Source organism: Shewanella psychromarinicola, assembly GCF_003855155.1.
GTDB classification, from domain to species: domain Bacteria; phylum Pseudomonadota; class Gammaproteobacteria; order Enterobacterales; family Shewanellaceae; genus Shewanella; species Shewanella psychromarinicola.
Map to the genome: position 1 here is coordinate 3,653,049 of NZ_CP034073.1, position 19,731 is coordinate 3,672,779.

Sequence of the window (19,731 nt, forward strand, 5' to 3'; positions counted from 1 at the left end):
GTCATAAAGATCAAAAGAACAGCAGGGCGACAGCCGGCCCCTAATAGAATCAATGATGAAATCACTGGTGTACCTGAAGTCCGTTTATCAGGTTTAGATGGTGAACCAATTGGTATATTAAGTATAAAAGAAGCTCAGAACGTTGCAGATGAAGCCGGAGTTGATCTTGTCGAGATCAGTCCCAATGCTGAGCCTCCTGTCTGTCGCATCATGGACTACGGTAAGTTCCTTTTTGATAAAGCGAAAGCTCAAAAGGAACAAAAGAAGAAGCAGAAACAGGTCCAGGTTAAGGAAATTAAATTCCGACCTGGAACTGATGATAACGACTATCAGGTAAAACTACGCAACCTGATTCGTTTTCTAGAAGATGGGGACAAAGCGAAAATTACGCTGCGTTTCCGTGGTCGCGAAATGGCACACCAAAACCTAGGTATGGATCTTTTGAACCGTATCAAGGCCGATTTGGAACCGTATGCGGTTGTCGAATCTTTCCCTAAAATGGAAGGTCGTCAAGCAATTATGGTGCTAGCACCTAAAAAGAAATAGTAGGGCAACCTAAAGTAGTAAAAGTCTCTTGAGGCTTTTGCTCGCCTTACGTTTATTAACGTCCCAATGCGGAGTTTTAGAAATGCCTAAAATGAAAACAGACAAGGGTGTAGCGAAGCGTTTTAAGAAAACCGCTAATGGTTTCAAGCGCAAGCAAGCACACTTACGTCACATTTTGACCAAGAAAAGCACTAAGCGTAAGCGTCACTTACGTGCTAAATGTTTAGTTGCTAAGTCTGACGTTCCAGCAATCGCGCGTCAATTACCATACGCTTAATTTAGGAGTTTAGAAAATGCCAAGAGTTAAGCGTGGTGTAACCGCACGTGCTCGTCACAAGAAAGTTTTAAAATTAGCTAAAGGTTATTATGGCGCTCGTAGCCGTACTTACCGTGTTGCTGTTCAGGCAGTAACAAAAGCTGGTCAATATGCTTACCGTGATCGTCGTCAGAAAAAACGTCAATTCCGTCAGTTATGGATTGCACGTATTAATGCAGCGTCTCGTCAAAATGGTCTGTCTTACAGCCGTTTCATTAACGGCTTGAAAAAGGCGTCTATTGAAATCGATCGTAAGATTTTGGCTGACATCGCTGTTTTCGACAAAGTTGTTTTTGCAATTTTAGTTGAAAAAGCAAAAGAAGCGTTAAACTAAGTAATTAGTTGGTCGCTTTAAAAAGAGGAGCCTTCGGGTTCCTTTTTTTATATCTGCTACAAAGTAAGCTTCTTGCCATACAATGCCTCTCACCATTTCATGCCTGCCACTTTCAGAGGTGATCTCAACTACAGACATGATAGTTGATAGAACAATACCATTGAGCATACTTCGATCTATTTATATCCCAAACTTGTGATTTATTAATCAGACACCTCTACTCGTCAAACACTGCAATATTGTCAATGGATCCAATGCGGTTAGCCCGACAAAGAACTATTTTATGTTTATTTACTATCGCAAGTTAAAGTTCGTTAGCAGTATAAAAAGTGAAAATGACCACATATTTAATGAAATTAGCATTATAATGTACATAAAATTGAGGATTGTTTAACTTTTAATGAACTTTGTATCAACTATTAAAAGTCTCACTACTCACCGCTGGCATACAGTGGTATAACTAAATATATTTTCTCCATTCACTTCACTTAGGATAGTTGTAATGATCTTCTCTCAAGTCACGCTTGCTCCAGCAGACCCCATTTTAGGCTTAACGGATGCATTTAAAGCAGATGCTCGCCCTCACAAAGTCAACTTAGGGGTAGGTATTTATAAAGATGAAGCAGGGCAAACGCCTATATTATCTTCTGTAAAAAAAGCTGAAGCCATTTTACTTGAAACCGAAAAGACCAAGAATTATCTCGGTATTGAAGGTGTACAAGCTTACAATCAAGTTGTTCAAGATTTATTGTTTGGTCCTCAGAGTAATATTATTGCAAATAAACGTGCCGTTACAGCACAAGCACCCGGTGGTACAGGTTCATTACGGGTGGCTTCAGAATTTCTGGTCCGCAATACACGCTCAACAACAATTTGGGTCAGTAATCCTACTTGGGCTAATCACAAGAATATTTTTGAAACCGCAGGCTTAACGGTTAAAGAATACCGTTACTACAAGGCTGAAACTCATGACATGGATTTCGACGCCATGTTGGCTGATTTAGCGAATGCCAATGCGGGAGATGTGATATTACTTCATGGTTGCTGTCATAACCCAACCGGTATCGACTTATCGATTGAACAATGGAAGCAAGTCGCGAACATTTGTGTAGAAAAATCTTTGCTACCGTTATTTGATTTTGCTTACCAAGGGTTTGGTGCTGGTATTGAAGAAGACGCCCAAGGTCTGCGCGCTGTTGCTTCTGTGGTGCCAGAGCTATTAATTGCTAACTCATTTTCTAAAAACTTTGGTTTGTATAACGAACGTATTGGTGCTGTCACTATCGTTGCAGAAAATCAAGATGATGCTGTTAGAAGCTTTAGCCAAATCAAAAAAAATATTCGTGCCAATTACTCTAATCCTCCGGCACACGGTGGGTTGATTGTTAGCACTATTTTATCTGATAAGGCACTGCGCCAAGAATGGGAAGCCGAGCTGACTCTAATGCGTGAACGTATTGCAGACATGCGCAGCTTATTTGTTGAAAGTCTCAAAGCTGAAGGCGTAAAACAGGATTTTAGTTTTATCTCGCGTCAAAATGGCATGTTCAGTTTTTCAGGTTTAAATAAAAGCCAAGTTGCCCGTTTAAAAGATGAATTCGCTATTTATATTGTCGGTTCTGGTCGTATTAGCGTTGCAGGTTTAACGAAAAACAATATGCCCGCTGTGTGTAAAGCGATTGCACAAGTGATTTAACATTAGTGACAGATTAAAAAAGGCTGCACTATGCAGCCTTTTCTATTATCTGTGCACCATAATCTTGTTGTCATTGGTGAATGCGAGTTCGAGTCGGTTATTCGAATTAGATATCGATTCAAATCCAGTTTGACCCCATAGCAATACTTAGCAGGATCATTCTCTAGTCAATACTCTATTTTGGCAGCACTAACAGATACATTCTATGCAGTAGCTGAAAGTATTTTAGTCAAATCAATGGCTTTACTATTTGATTGGTATGATCCACACACTTGGCTAATGGCCTCAGCTAACGCTAGTTTATCGTGTAAACCAGGATGATGCTGGCTTACTAACGGAAAATGATTAAAACGAACCCCATTCACTTCGGAGCAAGCGAGCTCAATCTTATTGCCATGCTGAATAACATCGGCGATGACTTCCTTGCCTATAAGCTGGTTGAACCAAGCAATTTTATCTTCGATGCTAAAGGTGCTTGCTGGTGAATATTCGGGCGTTAAATTATCCACTAAAATAACATGCGCTTGAGAGTCTCGAATACTCTTGGTTAGCTGAGGGATCAATAACGGTGGCAGTATACTGGTTAAAAAACTGCCAGGGCCGATGATAATTAAATCGGCTTCAGCGAGTGCATAGCACGCCTCTGATGTTGCTTCGACTTCAGGCTCTAATGATAATGCAATCGGCGCTTCTTTCATGCCGTCGACATTAAGTTCGCCAAAGACTTTGTTGCCACAATGCGTAAGTGCAACAAGATGAGTTGAAGCTTCAGACATCGGAATAATTTGCGTCTCAATTTTAAGTAAGCCACGAATTAAATTTACCGCTTCAAGCGGTCTTACACAAAGTTGATCGAGTGCGTGTAAAACCAGATTACCTAAATTATGCCCAGAAAGTTCATTATCACCCGTGAAACGATGATCGAATAACATCGAACCTAACGATGGCCTTAGGGCCAGATGGGAAAGACAATTACGTAAATCTCCCCACGCTATAGTTTGTTGATCCTGCCTCAGCCGACCGGTAGATCCACCATTATCAGTGGTTGCAACAATCCCTGTTAATCTTGGGCCTAAAAAAGATAAAGCGGCAAGAATACGGCCTAATCCATGCCCGCCACCTATGGCTACCACATGATGATAATTATTGAGTTTTTGATCCAACATAATCTGTTCTCAAGTCCTTGAGTTGTTGAATAAGACGATATGCAGTCGATAAAGACTGCCCAGTTATCACGTTCAATCAATGTTAACTGTATATGGTCATTAAAGTGTAATTATTTTTCCGTTTTGCTGCCTATATTGGTCACAATCGGGACCCAAAGCCGATAAGCACCCCATCCACAAAAGCGCTTTACTGTATCCTATCGGTCATTAAGGTTATAATTAACGAGATTAGTAAGTTGAAAATGAGTTTTTGATAAGGCAGGTACTATTGAAGATAGGCAATATAGGTAAAGTAACATTTGCATTAGGCTTAGCCGTTGTTGCATTGTTGGCGATAAGACTCTTTATCATTCCTAATACGACTCAAGAATCAGTCACATCTGGAACTCATCAACTTAATGAAGTTGATCTAGGTGAAGTACCGTTGTTTGCTGAAATAGATGATGTAGTCACTAAAAAGCAAACGTTCTTTGATTACTTGCGGCCTTCGGTTGAAGCTCAAAATCAAATTATTATTCACGACCGTCAATTCATATTGGCTGTTATTGATAAAATCGATAATGATTTAGGCTTAAGTGGATCTGATAATGAGAGGTTGAATTCAATTCTTGAATATTATCAATATGATGTTAAATCATTTACGCGCAATACCTTAACGCCCTTATTAAAGCGCGTCGATATCATTCCAGTTGATATGGTGTTAGTACAAGCTGCCAACGAAAGCGGTTGGGGCAGTTCACGTTTTGCAATCGACGGGTTTAATTTTTTTGGCCAGTGGTGTTTTACCGAGGGCTGTGGTTTAGTGCCATTAGCGAGGGCGGACGGCAAAAGCCATGAGGTGGCTGTATTTGATTCACCCAAAGAGTCAATTATTGCCTACATGATTAATTTAAACACTAATTCTGCGTATCGTTTATTTCGTTCTATTCGCGCTGATTTACGGGCGCAAAAAATTAAGCTGACCGCCGAGAAATTGGTTTATGGCTTAATTAATTATTCAGAACGAAAGGACGAGTACATTGATGATCTACTCGACATGCTTAAACACAATAAGCCATATTTACAAGGGAACAAAGCTAATGCTTAATCGCACGCTAGTGATCGGATTTATTTTTATATCGTCTATTTTTATGGTTAGTAGCAGTGTTGCTGAAACTGTTTCATTAGAGTACAAAGGCTTTTACGATCGATTAAAGCAAGTGAATAAGCAAAACTATCCATTGGTTGAGGTAGCCTTTAGTGTACCGATCACATCAGATTGCACCATAGTGTCAGGTAGTATCACTACCGAAAAAGAGCAGTTCCCACTACCGTATAATGCGCAACAGCGCTTATTTATTCCCTACGATCCGCAGTTGAAATCTGACCGAGGTTTGGTCAATATCAATGTGACCGGTGATGCAGAACAATGTGCCATTGCCATGCAGGTTCGCGCTAAAGAAACCAAGCTAAATTTCACTCAAACGGAACTGTTAGCACTAACCGGCGATATGAATAAGCTGCTTGATGGATTACAAGGTTTTCCGATGAAGTATTTTCGTAAACCGATTAGTGGACTGACATTTGAGTTTGCCAACCAACACAATAACGGCACTATCATTATGGCAACCATTGACGGTGTAGAATCGACAGTGGATCAGAAATACACACTGACACAGGCCAAAATCAATCAACTGCAACATCTTTCATTTAATCAGCAACCCACTGTCGTCAGTCCATTCGTCATGAAATAATGTCGGACTGTCATTCGAGCTAGATAAGTTCTACTCGAATAATTAGGCTAAACGTTTTTGTAAAACCAATTGATGTAATAATAAAGGCGTTGATATCAACGCCTTTAGTTTATCTGTTAACAGGTGAATGCCATTATTATGGCGTAAACGTCGCGACTACATCGATTCGATTACTGATATCTAAATCAATATGACCATTATTACTGATATCAACAAAATCAAAAGCAGGTAAATCTGCATCAGCAATATCACCCGTGTTCACAACATCTGAATTTCGTTGCAATGAAACAAAATCAAACTGCTCGCGGTCAACACCTTGCGATGGTGCGGTATTTTGCATTGCGGTAAAAATAGTTTCAATGCGACCAGGATATTGTTTATCCCAAAGCTGTAACATATCTTTAATCGCACCTCGTTTTAAATTTTCTTGCGAGCCACATAAGTTGCAAGGAATGATAGGAAACGATTTCAATGTCGAATATTCTTCAATGTCTTTTTCACGGCAATAGGCCAACGGACGAATAACCATATTGGCACCGTCATCAGATAACAGTTTAGGTGGCATAGATTTTTGTTTGCCGGCATAAAACATATTTAAAAATAAGGTTTCAATAATGTCGTCACGGTGATGACCTAGTGCAATTTTTGTTGCCCCTATGTGTTGGGCGAAACCATAAAGCGTACCACGACGCAAACGAGAACACAGTGAACATGTCGTTTTGCCTTCAGGTATCTTTTCTTTGACAATAGAATAGGTATCTTTTTCAAGAATATGGTAAGCGACACCTAACTCATCTAAGTATGCTGGCAACACATGTTCAGGAAAGCCAGGTTGTTTTTGATCTAAGTTAACAGCGACAATTTCAAATTTAATTGGCGCGCGTCGTTGAAGATTTAATAAAATATCCAGCATAGTGTAGCTGTCTTTGCCACCGGAAAGGCAACACATAACGCGATCACCATCTTCGATCATATTATAATCCGCAATCGCTGAACCGACTTCATGTCGTAAACGTTTTTGCAGCTTATTTATACGAGTTATATAATTTTCAGAGATTGTATCAACTTCAGACATAAAAATGCGCCCAGTAACTAAGTGTTTCAGGGCGCGTATTATTCCAGCATTCGAGGTCAGGGTAAAGAAGTTAACCTCTTCTAATGGAGACTAATCTTCTAAAGGTGATTTATATCCATCAGGTTTAATCGCCAACAAATCACAATTAATACTGTCGATGACATGTTCAGCCGTATTACCAATTAATGTAGCAGAAAAACCTGTGCGGCCAACTGTACCAAGTACAACTAATTCAGCATCTAATTTGGTCGAGATTTCAGGAATAACATCTTCAGGTAATCCTTCTTCAACATGGCAGTTTTCTAATGGAATATTATAAGCTTGAGCTAAATACTGTACTCGTTGCTCATGCTGCATCCGCACAGTATTGTTATACACACTGGCATCAAAGTCGGGGAGTTCGATAGCGAGATTTACTGGCGTACCAGGATACCCATTAACTAAGTGCACACTTGCAGAGAATTTTTTGGCTAAATCGAGAGCGTGATTAATGATTTTACCGTTAAGAGTTTGATGATCTTCATCTTCGGTAGCAACGTTGACCGCACAGACAATTTTGCCTGCAACTGGCCAATCATGTTCTTTGACTAACAACACCGGGACAGGAGACTTACGCATTAAATGCCAATCTGTAGGGGTAAAAATGACCGCTTTTAATTTATGATGTTCATGTGTGCTTTTAACAATCAAATCATAATGACCTTTTATCGCATGATTTATTACACTTTCGAAAGGGCGGTTATGCCAAACAACTTCAGTATTAATATTAATATTATGCTTATCAAAACCACTAATGGCGTTTTCTAACCAGGCAACACGCTGATCGATGACACCTTGTCGCATAGCTTCACGTTCTTGGCTAGATAAAATAGAGGTCATTTCATATGAGAAATCAAAAATAGATAAAAATGCAGTTATCTCTGCCTGACTTTTTGACGCTAACTCAACAGCACGTGCCAATGCGGGTTGATGATCCGTTGTAGGATTAATCACCACTAATATCTTTTTATAATCCTTCATATAACCTCCAAGCTGTTATGTTTTTATTGATATTATCTATTGATAGTATTACCGTTTACTAATATTTAAACATTGAGATAGATCATACTAATTTAATTTAAGTGGCGATGCGAGCATTTCCAGCAAGGCTACTTAACGCGGAATGATCAATAATAGAAATGTACTTACCTTTGACTTCAATTAAGCCTGACTTTTGGAACCGGCCCAATAAACGGCTAATCGTTTCAACCGTTAACCCCAAATAATTACCGATATCACCGCGAGTCATCGAAAGTCTAAATTCATGGGGCGAGAACCCCCGTTTACCGAAGCGATTAGCAAGATTATTGATAAATGCGGCCAAACGTTCTTCGGCATTTTTCTTGGAAAGCAGGAGGATCATTTCTTGATCACTCATAATTTCATTACTCATCAATCGCATAATTTGCTGGCGCAGTTTAGGCATAGATCCAGATAAATCATCTAAGGTATCGTAGGGGATTTCACAGACCATTGAGGTTTCTAAGGCTTGGGCAAAACTCTGGTGACGTTGGGCATGAATACCATCAAAACCAATGACGTCACCCGCAAGATGAAAACCAGTAATTTGTTCATCACCTTGTTCTGTAATGGTATAGCTTTTAATCGTACCGGAACGGATCGCATACAATGACTTAAGTACGTCACCGGATTTGAAGATAAGATCACCTTTTTGAATGGGTTTTTTACGTTCAATAATATTATCGAGTTTATCAAGCTCTTCATTATTTAACGTAAAGGGTATACACAGGGCTTCCATACTGCAATCGTGGCAATGAATGGCGCAACCGCTAGTAGATGGACGAGTTTTAATGAAATCTGAAGGCATACCCATTCTCAATTTATGAAGACATCACCATGTTATACCATTCCGCATTAATAAGGTACTCCTCAACATGAGAGTTGCACTTGCTAAATGAAGTGAATGGACGGTGTAATAGTTACACGTTTACGGTTAAGCAAAAGTCCAATATAACTTACCTCTTTTGAACGCTCCTTAGACGCTAGTGCATATTGTAACAACTTAGTGAATAAATGCTTTAAATATTTAACATTTTGCTAATACCTATTGATTATAAAGGGTATTTATAGCTTAACGACAATATGTAACTCAGTTATCGTTACCAACTAGTTTAGTTGATTAAAAGCAATATAAAGAGTCTGCAATCCAAATAATACTAATAAGCCGCCGCTGAATAATCTCACTGCACGTTTTTGTACCCATTGAGCCAAGGTTTTTGCCGCTAATCCTGCAGCAAATAAAGCAGGTAGCGTACCCAAACCAAAAGCCAACATAATCAAGCCGCCTTGTAATGCGCTACCTGACGCGACGGACCAAGTTAACGTACTGTACACCAGACCGCAAGGTAACCAGCCCCAAACCATGCCGGCTAGCACTGCTTGCATTGGATGAGTAATCGGCATTATTTTACGTGTAAGCGGCTGTATATAACGCCAAAGGAGTTTACCTACTTTTTCAATGTGCACAATACCAAACCATATCTGAGCGATATACAGCCCAGTGAGTATCATCATGGTCCCAGCGATAATGCGCAGAACAATTAAATAGTTATCGGCATCGAATAAATGGCCTAAAGCAGACACGCTACCACCGACGATGGCTCCTGCAACGGTATAGCTAAAAATTCGGCCCAGATTATAACTAAATAGAAACGTTAGTTGTGTCGCTAAGCGGTTCTGGCCATGGGTGGGTATATTTGCAGAAAAAGCCCCAATCAACCCGCCACACATTCCAAAGCAATGGGCTGCGCCCATTAAACCAACAATAAACGCGCCACCGAGGTTATATTCAATCACGGTTTTGACTCTGGTTTATCATCGAGAGTATCCGAACCAACGAGTTCAGCACTGGTAGAATTGGTAGGATGACTATTAGTGCTGTCGTTAACGTTAGTATTGGCTTTTATATCGTCTTCATCAAATAAAATGGATACACTTTGTCTATCTAAATCATCAAATTGCTCAGACTTTACCGCCCAAAAGAAGATAGACACTGCAATTAATACAAATAGCATCGCAATGGGGATTAAGACGTAAATGATACTCATAATTTTATCCTAAGAAGCCGTAAACTGTTGCTCACCACGATCAGTGAACTCACGGACATGCCAATAGCTGCAATATATGGGGCAACATGCCCAGTCACTGCTAATGGCAAAATTACCATGTTATAAGCAAAAGCCCATAACAAATTTTGATGAATAATTCGCTGTGCTTGCTTAGCAACATAAATGGCATCATTAAAGCGTGATAAGTGATCGCCCAGTAAAATTAAGTCGGCACTGTTTTTGGCTATAGCGCTACCGCTGCCCATAGCTACCGACAAATTTGCTCCGGCTAATACTGGCGCGTCATTAATACCGTCGCCAAACATGGCCACATTGGCTTTTTGTTGTAATCGATTAACTAATGCTAACTTACCTTGAGGTGATAAACCTGAATGCACATCTGAAATACCTATTTTGTTTGCTAAAAACTCAACATGACCCGAACTATCACCACTGGCTATACTCAGTTTTATATTGGCCGCTTTTAACGCATTGACAGTTGCTAAACTGTCGATACGTAACTGGTCTAGCATCTCAATTTTTGCAACCAATTTATTATCGATAGACAGAAAAATCCACTGACTTTCTAATGCTTGTGGCGACACTTGATTGCAGTCTGGGGTAACAAATTGTGCCGTTCCAATACAGACTTGTTGTTGATTAATACAGGCTCGAATACCTAATCCAATATGATGGTCAACATGTTCAACAATGTGCTTGTTATCATAAAAGGGCTTAAATGCTAACGCGATAGGATGTAAAGAACCTTGTTCGGTGGCTGCCGCTAACGATAACACTTGCTCTGATGAATATTGTCCAAAGGTTTGCACTTCACCAATGGATAAATAGCCGCATGTTAAGGTTCCGGTCTTATCAAACACCACATGATCGATTTTAGTGAGTTTTTCAAAAATCCCAGTCTTTCTCGGAATAACACCCAACTTAGTAAAAATAGCCGTGGCGCAAGTCACTGCTGTCGGCGTAGCAAGGGCGAGGGCGCAGGGACACGTCGCCACTAATACCGACAAGGTAATCCAAAAGGCATCATCGGGAGAAATCGATAACCAAACCAAATAGGTTATTGCTGCTATCGATAATATTGATGCGGAAAAGTAACGCGCTAAACGGTCGGCCACTAAAGCGATGGCCGGTTTGTTGTTTGACGCAAGCTCTTGCAGGCGAATAATTTCAGCTACCAGTTGATCTTGTCCTAGCGCAGTGACGCGAACTTGAAGAGGTTGTTCGATATTAATCGTTCCCGCATAAACTTTATCAGCAAGGTGTTTGCTTATTGGCATTTGTTCACCGGTAAGCATGGCCTCATTGACACTTGATTGCCCTAAAACCACCTCGGCGTCTGCCGCAATGACTTCACCCGGTTTTACCAAGATAATATCGCCAATGATTAATTGTTTAGCGGCAATTTCAGTGGCATCACCATTACGCAGTAAATGCGCAGTGAGCGGCACAAGCTTATGAAGATTACTTGAACTGACCGATGCTTTTTGCCGAGCGGATTGTTCAAAATAACGGCCCAGCAATAAGAAAAAGGTAAACATAGACACAGATTCAAAATACACTTCGCCATTGCCCTGAATCGTCGCCACACAACTGGCAACATAAGCGCCTAAAATAGCGATAGAGACCGATACATCCATATTAAGCTTGCCACTTAATAGGCTGCGAAGTGCACTGAAATAAAACGGTTGCGCAGAATACAGCACCACAGGTGCGGCAAACATTAAACTGACCCAACGAAAATAATCACGGAACTCAACATCTAAGCCGGTGAAATATCCCGTGTATAAGGCGAGGGCAAACATCATCACCTGCATGGTGGCAAACCCTGCGAGCCCTAGACGGAGTAAGAATTTACGGCTGTCCACTTTTGATTGTTTTTCTTGTTCATCAACCTGATAAGGTGCAGCTTGGTAGCCAACTTTACTGATGATCTGCAGAATTTCGCTGAGTTGAATAATATGACTGTCCCAACTGACTAACGCCCGTTGAGTCGTAGAATTGACTAACACATTAGTAATACCGGCAACGGGCTTAAGTTTGTGTTCAATTAGCCACGCACAAGCTGCGCAAGTAATACCGTCAATTGACAGGGATGTTGAATCAATAGCGCCTTGCTTATGGACAAAATCTTGCTGTACTTCAGGTAAATCATAAGCACTATATTGGGATAATTGTTCAGGCACCAGTGCTGTTTGACGCTGACCTGGTTCACTTCTAAATTGATAATAGCTGCTTAAGCCTGCATCCATAATGGCTTGCGAAACCGCTTGGCAACCAGGGCAACACATAGGTTGTTGTTGCCCTTGAATTAATGTGGTGTATTGTTCACCTGTGGTGACAGGCTCATTACAATGAAAACAAGATGTCATCTCTTTATATCAACTTCATTAAACATATAATCATTCAAATACGTAGTGGGTGTGGTATTAATTTAGCCAATATTCAACATCATCTTTAATATCAATGCGTTGTTGTATACGCCATTTACCATCAAATCCTTCTATACGCACTTCCCATGGGCCTGTGATCGCATCTGATAACGGTATGTGATAAACGTAATTAGCATCGGCTGTGGCGTTTAAATTGAAATCATTTTCTTCTATCGTAGGATGATAAAACCGCACTTTGAGCGCGGCGCGGTATTGCGGACCGCCGTGTTGAGTGATTTGTAATTCTTTATCCGCGACCGTAACCAAAAACTTCATCCCAATTTGTTGGGCGTATTTTATCTTACGCAAATCCATGTTTATGGCTTTGCCTTTTTTATAATAATCTTCGGCAACCAGAGAGTCAGAATTATCCAAAGCAATCTTTAAGGTCGTTAAACTAGCAATAACCGCACACATAGGTAACACGATTAAAAACCAAGGCCAAAATTGCTTATACCAAGGGAGTTCTGTAGACATGATACATCCTAAAATGGTGGAAATGATTCTGGGGTATTTTACCCCGTAATGGCTTAATAATCACTTAAAAAAAAGGCCTCGATTATGTCGAGGCCTTGTTGTTACTTATATGTAACTATTTGTTTGATAGACTATAAACATAAGCAGTAATGACATGGACTTTCTCTTCACCAAGAATGTCTTTCCATGCTGGCATAACACCTGCACGGCCATTAATGATAGATTCAGCAATCACACCACGGCTGCCGCCGTATAACCAAATATTATCAGTCAGATTAGGTGAACCCATGAACTTGTTGCCTTTTGCATCCATGCCATGGCATGCAAAACAACCTTTCATAAATGAACCTTGGCCTTGAGCTGCTAGCGCTTCATCATGTTCACGCCCAGACAGTTTTACCACGTATTCAGCTAGACCTTTAATCTCGCTGTCTTCGATAGGTAAACCACCTTTAGGCGGCATCATACCGTTACGACCGTTCATCAGAGTGGTCTTTATCGTGGCAAGTTCACCACCATATAACCAATCACCGTCGGTAAGGTTAGGGAAGCCCTTAGAACCGCGAGCGTCAGAACCATGGCACTGTGCACAGTTTTGTAAAAACAAACGACCGCCCACTTTTAATGCTTCAGGATCTTTCACTAACTCTTCTAACGGTGTCGCTAAATAAGCATCAAAAATCGGACCGTATTTTTCATCAGCATGAGCGACTTCGCGGTCATACTGAGATAAACGGTTTTCATCTTTTGCTGCTTCAAGGGCCGCAGCTGAGTCTGCTTTAAGTCCTTTATCAGTACCAATGCTTTGATTAGAACTTGTCCAACCAAACAGACCTTTATAGTTACCTAGGCCTGGATACAGAGCTAAATAGATCACACCGAATACGATGGTTAAATAGAACATATACGCCCACCACTTAGGTAGTGGGTTGTTCAGTTCTTCAATACCATCAAAACTGTGGCCCATTGATTCGCCTTCTTCTACACCGGTGTAATTTTTATTAACCACCTTAAGAAGAATAAAACAACCAGCAATGACCACAATCGTCAGTACAGTAATCCAAATGCTCCAGAAGTTACTCATAATCATGACTTCTGATCTCCCGAATCTTTTGACATCTTCGCAAGTTCATCTTCTGTGAATACTAAGTTAGCTGCTTCATCAAACTTTGACTTGCTGTGCTTACTGTATGCCCACAAAAAAATACCCACAAAGGTCACCATAACAACTATGGTCAAAATGCCTTGAAAAGTACCGTAATCCATAATTGCCTCCTATTTGAGTGCGTGACCCAAAGATTGCAAATAAGCGATTAGCGCCTGCATTTCAGTCTTACCTTCAACTGCTTTTTGAGCGCCAGCAACTTCTTCGTCAGTGTAAAGATCATTACCTTTATAACCGCCTTTATGCAGGTTACGTAGAATAGTCATCTTGTCACCAGTCAATACGCCGTCGAGCTTGTTTTCGGCTAACCAAGGAAAACCAGGCATATTCGACTGTGGCACAACGTCACGAGGGTTAAGTAAATGTACTTCATGCCACATATCACTGTAACGTCCACCTACACGTGCTAAATCGGGACCAGTACGCTTAGATCCCCATTGGAATGGGTGATCCCAGACAGACTCGCCAGCAACAGAATAGTGACCATAACGTTCTGTTTCAGCACGTAAAGGGCGGATCATTTGGCTGTGGCAGTTGTAACAACCTTCACGAACATAAATGTCACGACCTTCAATCTGTAACGCAGTATACGGAATTAGACCCTCAACTGGTTCAGTGGTGTCTTTTTGAAATATCAGCGGGGTAATCTGCACTAAACCACCAAAACTAATGGCGATGACCGTGAAGATAGCAAGCAGACCGACATTCTTTTCAATTAATTCATGATTAAATTTCATCGAATCTGCTCCTTAAGCTTCTGCAATAGCAGGTAATGAATCTTTAGACGCTCTAACGGTACGAATAACGTTATAGGCCATAATGAACATACCGGTTAAGAAGAAACAACCACCAATAAAGCGTACAAAATAGAATGGGTACGAGGCTTCTAAACTCTCAACGAAACTGTAAGTCAGTGTTCCATCAGCGTTGACTGCGCGCCACATCAGACCCTGCATAACGCCCGAAATCCACATACTAACGATATACAAGACAGTACCGATAGTGGCTAACCAGAAATGTACGTTAATGAGCTTCATGCTGTACATACGGCCGTGGCCAAATAACACTGGAATTAAGTGGTATAAAGAACCAATAGACACCATTGCCACCCAGCCTAGCGCGCCAGAGTGAACGTGACCAATAGTCCAGTCGGTATAATGAGATAGCGCATTGACCGTTTTAATTGCCATCATTGGGCCTTCGAAGGTAGACATACCGTAGAAAGACAATGAAACCACTAAGAAACGTAATACTGGGTCTGTACGAAGCTTATGCCACGCACCAGACAAGGTCATAATACCGTTAATCATACCGCCCCAAGATGGCGCAAATAAAATTAATGACATTACCATGCCTAATGACTGAGTCCAGTCAGGAAGGGCAGTGTAATGTAAGTGGTGAGGACCGGCCCAAATGTATAACGCGATCAATGCCCAAAAATGAACAATTGATAAACGGTAAGAATAAACTGGGCGACCAGCTTGCTTAGGCACGAAGTAATACATCATCCCCAAGAAACCAGCAGTAAGTAAGAAGCCTACCGCATTATGACCATACCACCACTGAACCATCGCATCGACTGCACCAGAGTACAGAGAGTAAGACTTAAATAAGCTTACGGGTACCGCCATTGAGTTGACAATGTGAAGTACTGCAACAGTAATGATAAAGGCACCAAAGAACCAGTTCGCCACATAAATGTGGGATGTCGTTCGTTTAGCGATTGTGCCGAAGAAAACAATTGCATAGCTAACCCAGATAATCGTAATTGCGATATCAATAGGCCATTCTAATTCTGCATACTCTTTACCTTGGGTAAACCCCATTGGTAGAGTGATTGCAGCTGCAATAATAACGGCTTGCCAACCCCAGAAGGTAAATGCGGCTAATTTAGGCGCAAATAGACGGACTTGACAAGTGCGTTGCACAACATAGTAGGATGTAGCGAAAAGAGCTGATGTTCCGAATGCGAAAATCACCGCATTGGTATGTAATGGTCGTAAACGACTATACGTTAACCAAGGTGTTTCGAAGTTCAGTTGTGGCCAGATTAACTGAGCCGCAATCAATACACCTACTGACATACCAACGATTCCCCACAAAACTGTGGTTAGTGCGAATTGGCGGACAATGGTGTAGTTGTAATCAGCGCCTGTAGACTGGGAATGGTTCATCATAATGCTTCCACGGCTTATTACTTATACTTTTAATATTAGTAAAGCGAGCTTTACCTGTTAGATTAACAACTGGTCATAAATTGAGCCATTTAAGACTGTTTTTAATGCCATTTGTCAAGGTGTTACCTCATGACGTCTCTTTCTATCACGAAGCGGAGTAATGATACTTGAGCTACGTCAAAAAAGATACTTCACAACCGGAATCAAAATTGATCTAGATCAATCTATGAAAGATAATGTTACTAACTCAACCATGAAGGTTAAAAAAACATGCATAAATTTATCCAAATTATCATTTTCAATTTTTTCTTAATGTTTTTAATAGCCTGTGACAGACCACAAACGCAAGAACAACAAGATTTACCAATTGATGAAACGTTATGTGAATTTTCAGAGGGAGAATGTTACCAAGAAGTAGCAGGCTTGCAAGTCGGTTTACTGATCGACCCCGTCGATACTCCCAGTGAAAAACCATTAATAGTTACGTTAAAGAGTAGTCAAGCGATCACTAATGTTTCTATGAGAATAGAAGGGCGCGATATGTTCATGGGTGTCATACCTGTTACATTGTCCGAAATACAGAACAATTCCTATCAAGGTTCATTGATTTTTGGTTCCTGTAGCAGTAATTATATGGTCTGGACAGTGATGGTATCCTTTGACTACCAACAACAACCACGCACATTAATGTATGACTTTTTAGCGGATAACGATAAATAATTATTGCTTAGTCAAGGTTATCAAATACCAACAATGATGCATTACAGGCTAGGGCACAGGTTATAGGGAATCAATATTTGCATACCTATAGCCTTAAATATCCAAGCCGGTCCACCATATGCAGAGTGTTTTCTATCAAATCATCATAAACCGAAGCTAAATAGCACTCCAAGTGTAAACAATGTCTTACTGCACAAACTCATGTAGGGCATCAAACAGCCGGTTCATTTCCTTATAAATCATGATCCATAACACAGAAGCGGTGTTCTTCACTAATAACTAATTGATAATCATTCTCATTAATGTATTATCAAGTAACACCACTTAATTGAATGAAATGAATAGGGCATAGCTAAAAGAGAAGAGGGTTGGGTATCAATGCAAGTCATCCATCCGCTGCGAGTATAGCGATAAATGTCAATCTACATGGGGAAAAAGGAGCACACATGAACAGAGTCAATGTGTCTATCGATACAGAAAAAGTTGCCCAGTTAATCAAAGCAGGTCATTTATGCGCTGCAGAATTACAGTGCTTAGACCGAACCAGTAAACAAACTATTTGGCAATTATGCCTGTGGAGCTGTCAAAAACGGTTTACTTGTCATAATAATCAATGCCAACAACCGTCGTGTAAGCCATCAAACGCGATTGAGCATTGTATGCAGCAGTTAATCACAGACGAAGATATTGCAGAGTCCACATATTCGTATATTGAAAACTCGTATCCAAAAATGACCACGATTGATGCCGATAAATAACATTATCGGCATCAGCCAAAAAATAGTACAATAAGGCAATATAATCAATAACCTATATTTGTTCATATGGCCAATAAACTACTTGAAGAACTGCCACCGGTATTGCCACTATTTGACGCTGCAGAATTTGTATTACAAGGTAATGCCTACATAAACCAATACATTACCAAAATATCTATTAATAAAGTGGCTGATGCTGGGCTCATTATTGAGCACTGTGCGGATTGGTTGTTTGAACAAAAGCACTCTGAAAACAACTACAAAGCCTACCGCAGCGAATTAACCACGTATCTGCATTGGTGTTTTGACGTCGTCGCATTATCGCCAATCGCGGTGACGCGCAAAGACATTGCCAAGTACGTCGATTACTGCCAATCGCCACCACAGGCACTTATAGGTTACTTCAATGTGGCACAATTCAAACTCGACAAAGCCACTGGTGAGCGAGCGCCAAACTCACAATGGCGGCCATTTGTTGGTAAAAAACAACTCGGGAAATGTCTGCCATATCAACTAAGTGATAATGCACTCAAGACTAAAATTGCCATATTATCATCATTTTATGGGTACTTAATTAGTGAAGAATACACCGAGCGTAACCCAGCGCAATTATGGTTAAAGCACAGTCGATTTGCCATAACGCGTAAGTTCACCATCAATGAAGACAACAACCATCATGCATTCACCGAGTTGCAATGGTCCTATGTTATCAGTACTGTCAGCCAACTAGCCAAGGCCCAGCCAGAGCAACATCAGCGCAGTTTGTTGCTAATAACACTAATATATAGCTGCTATTTACGCATATCAGAAATCAGTGCTCGTGCAGGTTATGCACCTATAATGAGCCAATTCAGACAAGATCCACATTCTGGCATCTGGTATTTCCACGTACCATTTTCTAAAAGCGGTAAAGCCCGAAATATTGCCATTTCAAAAGTATTACTCGCTGGATTAGTGGATTATCGACGTTTTCTGCACCTCAGTGATTTACCCAGCATCAACGATCAACATCCTATATTCGTGCGCCACAAAGCCGCAGCTCATGGACGAGAATCAGGCGTCATCAACGCCAATCTTGGTATTAGACAAATACGCGACGAAATAGACAAGCTGATTACCTTAGCCGCAGATAATGCAGCCAAAGATGGCTTCGAACATGACAGTCAACTGATGCGAACACTCAGTGCTCATAATATTCGCCATACCGGGATCACGCACGATATCAATATCAACCGTCGACCATTATCACATGTCCAGGCCGACGCCGGCCATGAGAGCATCGACACCACATCACAGTATTTGCACACCACACAAACTGAACGACACCAAAGTGCATTCAACAAACCATTAAGTCATCTTGCTGAGATTGAATAATCGACTGGCATTACTAAACAAAACCAAAAGCATGCAATCTCAGCACGATACTAAATAGCCAATTTGGTTAAAATAAACGCTTAAGGCCGTATATAAACATTTTACGGTTTAATGCAATGATGATGACCAAGCCTCAAATGCGCAGTCTCGAACAGCGTATTTAACAAAGGCACATGTATGCGTACAATGTATATTATGTTAAATAGGGTATTTGTGTATTGCTAATGAATACCTGTGTGTGACCTTTGCCACTCAGATCGAGATTTACCGGCACGTTGAGATTTTTTATAAGCTACTGACATAACTACCTATGCTCTATTTGGGATAACTGATTGCGGATTATCTTAATAATTATTCAATGGGAAAGTTTTAAGGTATTGATTTAGTCATCATAGTTAATTATTGGTTGGCCATTAGCCAAGTGCAATCCCATAGTTGTTCATGGATTAGTTATATTCAAGGGGTTTAAAGGCGCTAGATAATGTTTGAATTGCAGTCACCATCTTAAAGGCATGCACACAACCTCTTAAGATGTGTAATTCTCTATATTGCTCAAGTGGTATATGTCAGAGTGTTAGCATTAACGTTGAACAAGTCAGTGAACGTTGAATTTTTTAGGCGACGCTAAGTGAAATCT

At 40.6% G+C, this 19,731-nt stretch carries 21 protein-coding genes; 9 read left to right on the plus strand and 12 right to left on the minus strand.

What is annotated here, in order from left to right; genetic code table 11:
- The first annotated feature begins 3 nt into the window (after positions 1-3).
- The 4 genes from infC to EGC80_RS15945 all read left to right on the plus strand — a co-directional run bounded on the left by infC (position 4) and on the right by EGC80_RS15945 (position 2,892).
- Positions 4-546, plus strand: a complete 543-nt coding sequence (gene infC / locus EGC80_RS15930; protein WP_101031402.1) for a translation initiation factor IF-3 — start codon at positions 4-6, stop codon at positions 544-546.
- An 82-nt stretch (positions 547-628) separates the two neighbouring features.
- Positions 629-823, plus strand: coding sequence for a 50S ribosomal protein L35 (rpmI, locus tag EGC80_RS15935; protein WP_011496149.1), 195 nt, complete (start codon positions 629-631; stop codon positions 821-823).
- Positions 824-839: 16 nt separating this feature from the next.
- Positions 840-1,196 carry a 50S ribosomal protein L20 gene (gene rplT, locus EGC80_RS15940; RefSeq protein ID WP_101031404.1) on the plus strand — a complete coding sequence of 119 codons (357 nt, stop codon included), beginning with the start codon at positions 840-842 and terminating at the stop codon, positions 1,194-1,196.
- Positions 1,197-1,698: 502 nt separating this feature from the next.
- The gene (locus tag EGC80_RS15945) at positions 1,699-2,892 is read left to right on the plus strand and encodes an amino acid aminotransferase (RefSeq protein WP_101031406.1); all 1,194 of its coding nucleotides are present in this window, start codon (positions 1,699-1,701) and stop codon (positions 2,890-2,892) included.
- Between the two features lie 203 nt (positions 2,893-3,095).
- Here the strand turns inward: EGC80_RS15945 and yvcK are convergent, their stop codons facing one another.
- Positions 3,096-4,058, minus strand: a complete 963-nt coding sequence (yvcK, locus tag EGC80_RS15950; RefSeq protein ID WP_233768517.1) for a uridine diphosphate-N-acetylglucosamine-binding protein YvcK — start codon at positions 4,056-4,058, stop codon at positions 3,096-3,098.
- Between the two features lie 268 nt (positions 4,059-4,326).
- On the opposite strand from yvcK, the gene EGC80_RS15955 reads away from it, so the two are divergent.
- Both EGC80_RS15955 and EGC80_RS15960 read left to right on the plus strand, forming a co-directional pair.
- On the plus strand, positions 4,327-5,145 hold the full coding sequence (locus tag EGC80_RS15955) for a glucosaminidase domain-containing protein (protein ID WP_101031408.1): 819 nt from the start codon (positions 4,327-4,329) through the stop codon (positions 5,143-5,145).
- On the plus strand, positions 5,138-5,791 hold the full coding sequence (locus EGC80_RS15960) for a DUF2987 domain-containing protein (protein ID WP_124014156.1): 654 nt from the start codon (positions 5,138-5,140) through the stop codon (positions 5,789-5,791). The genes EGC80_RS15955 and EGC80_RS15960 overlap by 8 nt, the downstream gene beginning before the upstream one ends.
- Positions 5,792-5,927: 136 nt before the next feature.
- Here EGC80_RS15960 and ttcA read toward each other — a convergent pair whose 3' ends face one another.
- The 11 genes from ttcA to ccoN form a co-directional block, all read right to left on the minus strand.
- Entirely contained in the window at positions 5,928-6,866 is a 939-nt protein-coding gene (gene ttcA, locus EGC80_RS15965) for a tRNA 2-thiocytidine(32) synthetase TtcA (protein WP_124014157.1), read from the minus strand.
- A gap of 90 nt (positions 6,867-6,956) precedes the next feature.
- The gene (gene uspE, locus EGC80_RS15970; RefSeq protein ID WP_124014158.1) at positions 6,957-7,886 is read right to left on the minus strand and encodes a universal stress protein UspE; all 930 of its coding nucleotides are present in this window, start codon (positions 7,884-7,886) and stop codon (positions 6,957-6,959) included.
- A gap of 97 nt (positions 7,887-7,983) precedes the next feature.
- Positions 7,984-8,733: an electron transport transcriptional regulator EtrA gene (etrA, locus tag EGC80_RS15975; RefSeq protein ID WP_101031416.1), complete on the minus strand. Its 750-nt coding sequence runs from the start codon at positions 8,731-8,733 to the stop codon at positions 7,984-7,986.
- A 299-nt stretch (positions 8,734-9,032) separates the two neighbouring features.
- Positions 9,033-9,722, minus strand: coding sequence for a sulfite exporter TauE/SafE family protein (locus EGC80_RS15980; protein WP_101031418.1), 690 nt, complete (start codon positions 9,720-9,722; stop codon positions 9,033-9,035).
- Positions 9,719-9,973, minus strand: a complete 255-nt coding sequence (ccoS, locus tag EGC80_RS15985) for a cbb3-type cytochrome oxidase assembly protein CcoS (protein ID WP_124014159.1) — start codon at positions 9,971-9,973, stop codon at positions 9,719-9,721. Before ccoS ends, EGC80_RS15980 begins: the two co-directional genes overlap by 4 nt.
- Positions 9,970-12,363: a heavy metal translocating P-type ATPase gene (locus EGC80_RS15990; RefSeq protein WP_124014160.1), complete on the minus strand. Its 2,394-nt coding sequence runs from the start codon at positions 12,361-12,363 to the stop codon at positions 9,970-9,972. The genes ccoS and EGC80_RS15990 overlap by 4 nt, the downstream gene beginning before the upstream one ends.
- Positions 12,364-12,420: 57 nt before the next feature.
- A complete protein-coding gene (locus EGC80_RS15995; RefSeq protein ID WP_101031424.1) occupies positions 12,421-12,900 on the minus strand; it encodes a FixH family protein in 480 nt (159 codons plus the stop codon).
- 115 nt (positions 12,901-13,015) lie between these two features.
- Complete coding sequence (gene ccoP / locus EGC80_RS16000; RefSeq protein WP_101034667.1) at positions 13,016-13,984, minus strand: cytochrome-c oxidase, cbb3-type subunit III; 969 nt, start codon at positions 13,982-13,984, stop codon at positions 13,016-13,018.
- Positions 13,985-13,986: 2 nt separating this feature from the next.
- Positions 13,987-14,166, minus strand: coding sequence for a cbb3-type cytochrome oxidase subunit 3 (locus tag EGC80_RS16005; RefSeq protein WP_101031426.1), 180 nt, complete (start codon positions 14,164-14,166; stop codon positions 13,987-13,989).
- A 9-nt stretch (positions 14,167-14,175) separates the two neighbouring features.
- Positions 14,176-14,802: a cytochrome-c oxidase, cbb3-type subunit II gene (ccoO, locus tag EGC80_RS16010; RefSeq protein WP_101031428.1), complete on the minus strand. Its 627-nt coding sequence runs from the start codon at positions 14,800-14,802 to the stop codon at positions 14,176-14,178.
- A 12-nt stretch (positions 14,803-14,814) separates the two neighbouring features.
- Positions 14,815-16,242, minus strand: a complete 1,428-nt coding sequence (ccoN, locus tag EGC80_RS16015; RefSeq protein ID WP_124014161.1) for a cytochrome-c oxidase, cbb3-type subunit I — start codon at positions 16,240-16,242, stop codon at positions 14,815-14,817.
- A 270-nt stretch (positions 16,243-16,512) separates the two neighbouring features.
- On the opposite strand from ccoN, the gene EGC80_RS16020 reads away from it, so the two are divergent.
- The 3 genes from EGC80_RS16020 (at position 16,513) to EGC80_RS16030 (ending at position 19,094) form a co-directional block, all read left to right on the plus strand.
- On the plus strand, positions 16,513-16,962 hold the full coding sequence (locus EGC80_RS16020) for a hypothetical protein (RefSeq protein WP_124014162.1): 450 nt from the start codon (positions 16,513-16,515) through the stop codon (positions 16,960-16,962).
- Between the two features lie 446 nt (positions 16,963-17,408).
- Positions 17,409-17,720, plus strand: coding sequence for a hypothetical protein (locus tag EGC80_RS22465; RefSeq protein WP_164839395.1), 312 nt, complete (start codon positions 17,409-17,411; stop codon positions 17,718-17,720).
- Positions 17,721-17,786: 66 nt separating this feature from the next.
- Complete coding sequence (locus EGC80_RS16030; protein WP_124014163.1) at positions 17,787-19,094, plus strand: tyrosine-type recombinase/integrase; 1,308 nt, start codon at positions 17,787-17,789, stop codon at positions 19,092-19,094.
- The last annotated feature ends 637 nt before the right edge of the window (positions 19,095-19,731 follow it).

What these genes read in the sequence shown, in the direction of transcription:
- rplT (WP_101031404.1), top strand. Translation starts at nt 840, where the DNA reads ATGCCAAGAGTTAAGCGTGGTGTAACCGCACGTGCTCGTCACAAGAAA.
- yvcK (WP_233768517.1), bottom strand. Translation starts at nt 4,058, where the DNA reads ATGTTGGATCAAAAACTCAATAATTATCATCATGTGGTAGCCATAGGT.
- ccoO (WP_101031428.1), bottom strand. Translation starts at nt 14,802, where the DNA reads ATGAAATTTAATCATGAATTAATTGAAAAGAATGTCGGTCTGCTTGCT.
- rpmI (WP_011496149.1), top strand. Translation starts at nt 629, where the DNA reads ATGCCTAAAATGAAAACAGACAAGGGTGTAGCGAAGCGTTTTAAGAAA.
- uspE (WP_124014158.1), bottom strand. Translation starts at nt 7,886, where the DNA reads ATGAAGGATTATAAAAAGATATTAGTGGTGATTAATCCTACAACGGAT.
- EGC80_RS15960 (WP_124014156.1), top strand. Translation starts at nt 5,138, where the DNA reads ATGCTTAATCGCACGCTAGTGATCGGATTTATTTTTATATCGTCTATT.
- EGC80_RS16005 (WP_101031426.1), bottom strand. Translation starts at nt 14,166, where the DNA reads ATGGATTACGGTACTTTTCAAGGCATTTTGACCATAGTTGTTATGGTG.
- EGC80_RS16020 (WP_124014162.1), top strand. Translation starts at nt 16,513, where the DNA reads ATGCATAAATTTATCCAAATTATCATTTTCAATTTTTTCTTAATGTTT.
- etrA (WP_101031416.1), bottom strand. Translation starts at nt 8,733, where the DNA reads ATGCCTTCAGATTTCATTAAAACTCGTCCATCTACTAGCGGTTGCGCC.
- EGC80_RS22465 (WP_164839395.1), top strand. Translation starts at nt 17,409, where the DNA reads ATGAACAGAGTCAATGTGTCTATCGATACAGAAAAAGTTGCCCAGTTA.
- EGC80_RS15995 (WP_101031424.1), bottom strand. Translation starts at nt 12,900, where the DNA reads ATGTCTACAGAACTCCCTTGGTATAAGCAATTTTGGCCTTGGTTTTTA.
- ccoS (WP_124014159.1), bottom strand. Translation starts at nt 9,973, where the DNA reads ATGAGTATCATTTACGTCTTAATCCCCATTGCGATGCTATTTGTATTA.
- ttcA (WP_124014157.1), bottom strand. Translation starts at nt 6,866, where the DNA reads ATGTCTGAAGTTGATACAATCTCTGAAAATTATATAACTCGTATAAAT.
- EGC80_RS16030 (WP_124014163.1), top strand. Translation starts at nt 17,787, where the DNA reads ATGGCCAATAAACTACTTGAAGAACTGCCACCGGTATTGCCACTATTT.
- EGC80_RS15990 (WP_124014160.1), bottom strand. Translation starts at nt 12,363, where the DNA reads ATGACATCTTGTTTTCATTGTAATGAGCCTGTCACCACAGGTGAACAA.
- ccoP (WP_101034667.1), bottom strand. Translation starts at nt 13,984, where the DNA reads ATGAGTAACTTCTGGAGCATTTGGATTACTGTACTGACGATTGTGGTC.
- EGC80_RS15945 (WP_101031406.1), top strand. Translation starts at nt 1,699, where the DNA reads ATGATCTTCTCTCAAGTCACGCTTGCTCCAGCAGACCCCATTTTAGGC.
- ccoN (WP_124014161.1), bottom strand. Translation starts at nt 16,242, where the DNA reads ATGATGAACCATTCCCAGTCTACAGGCGCTGATTACAACTACACCATT.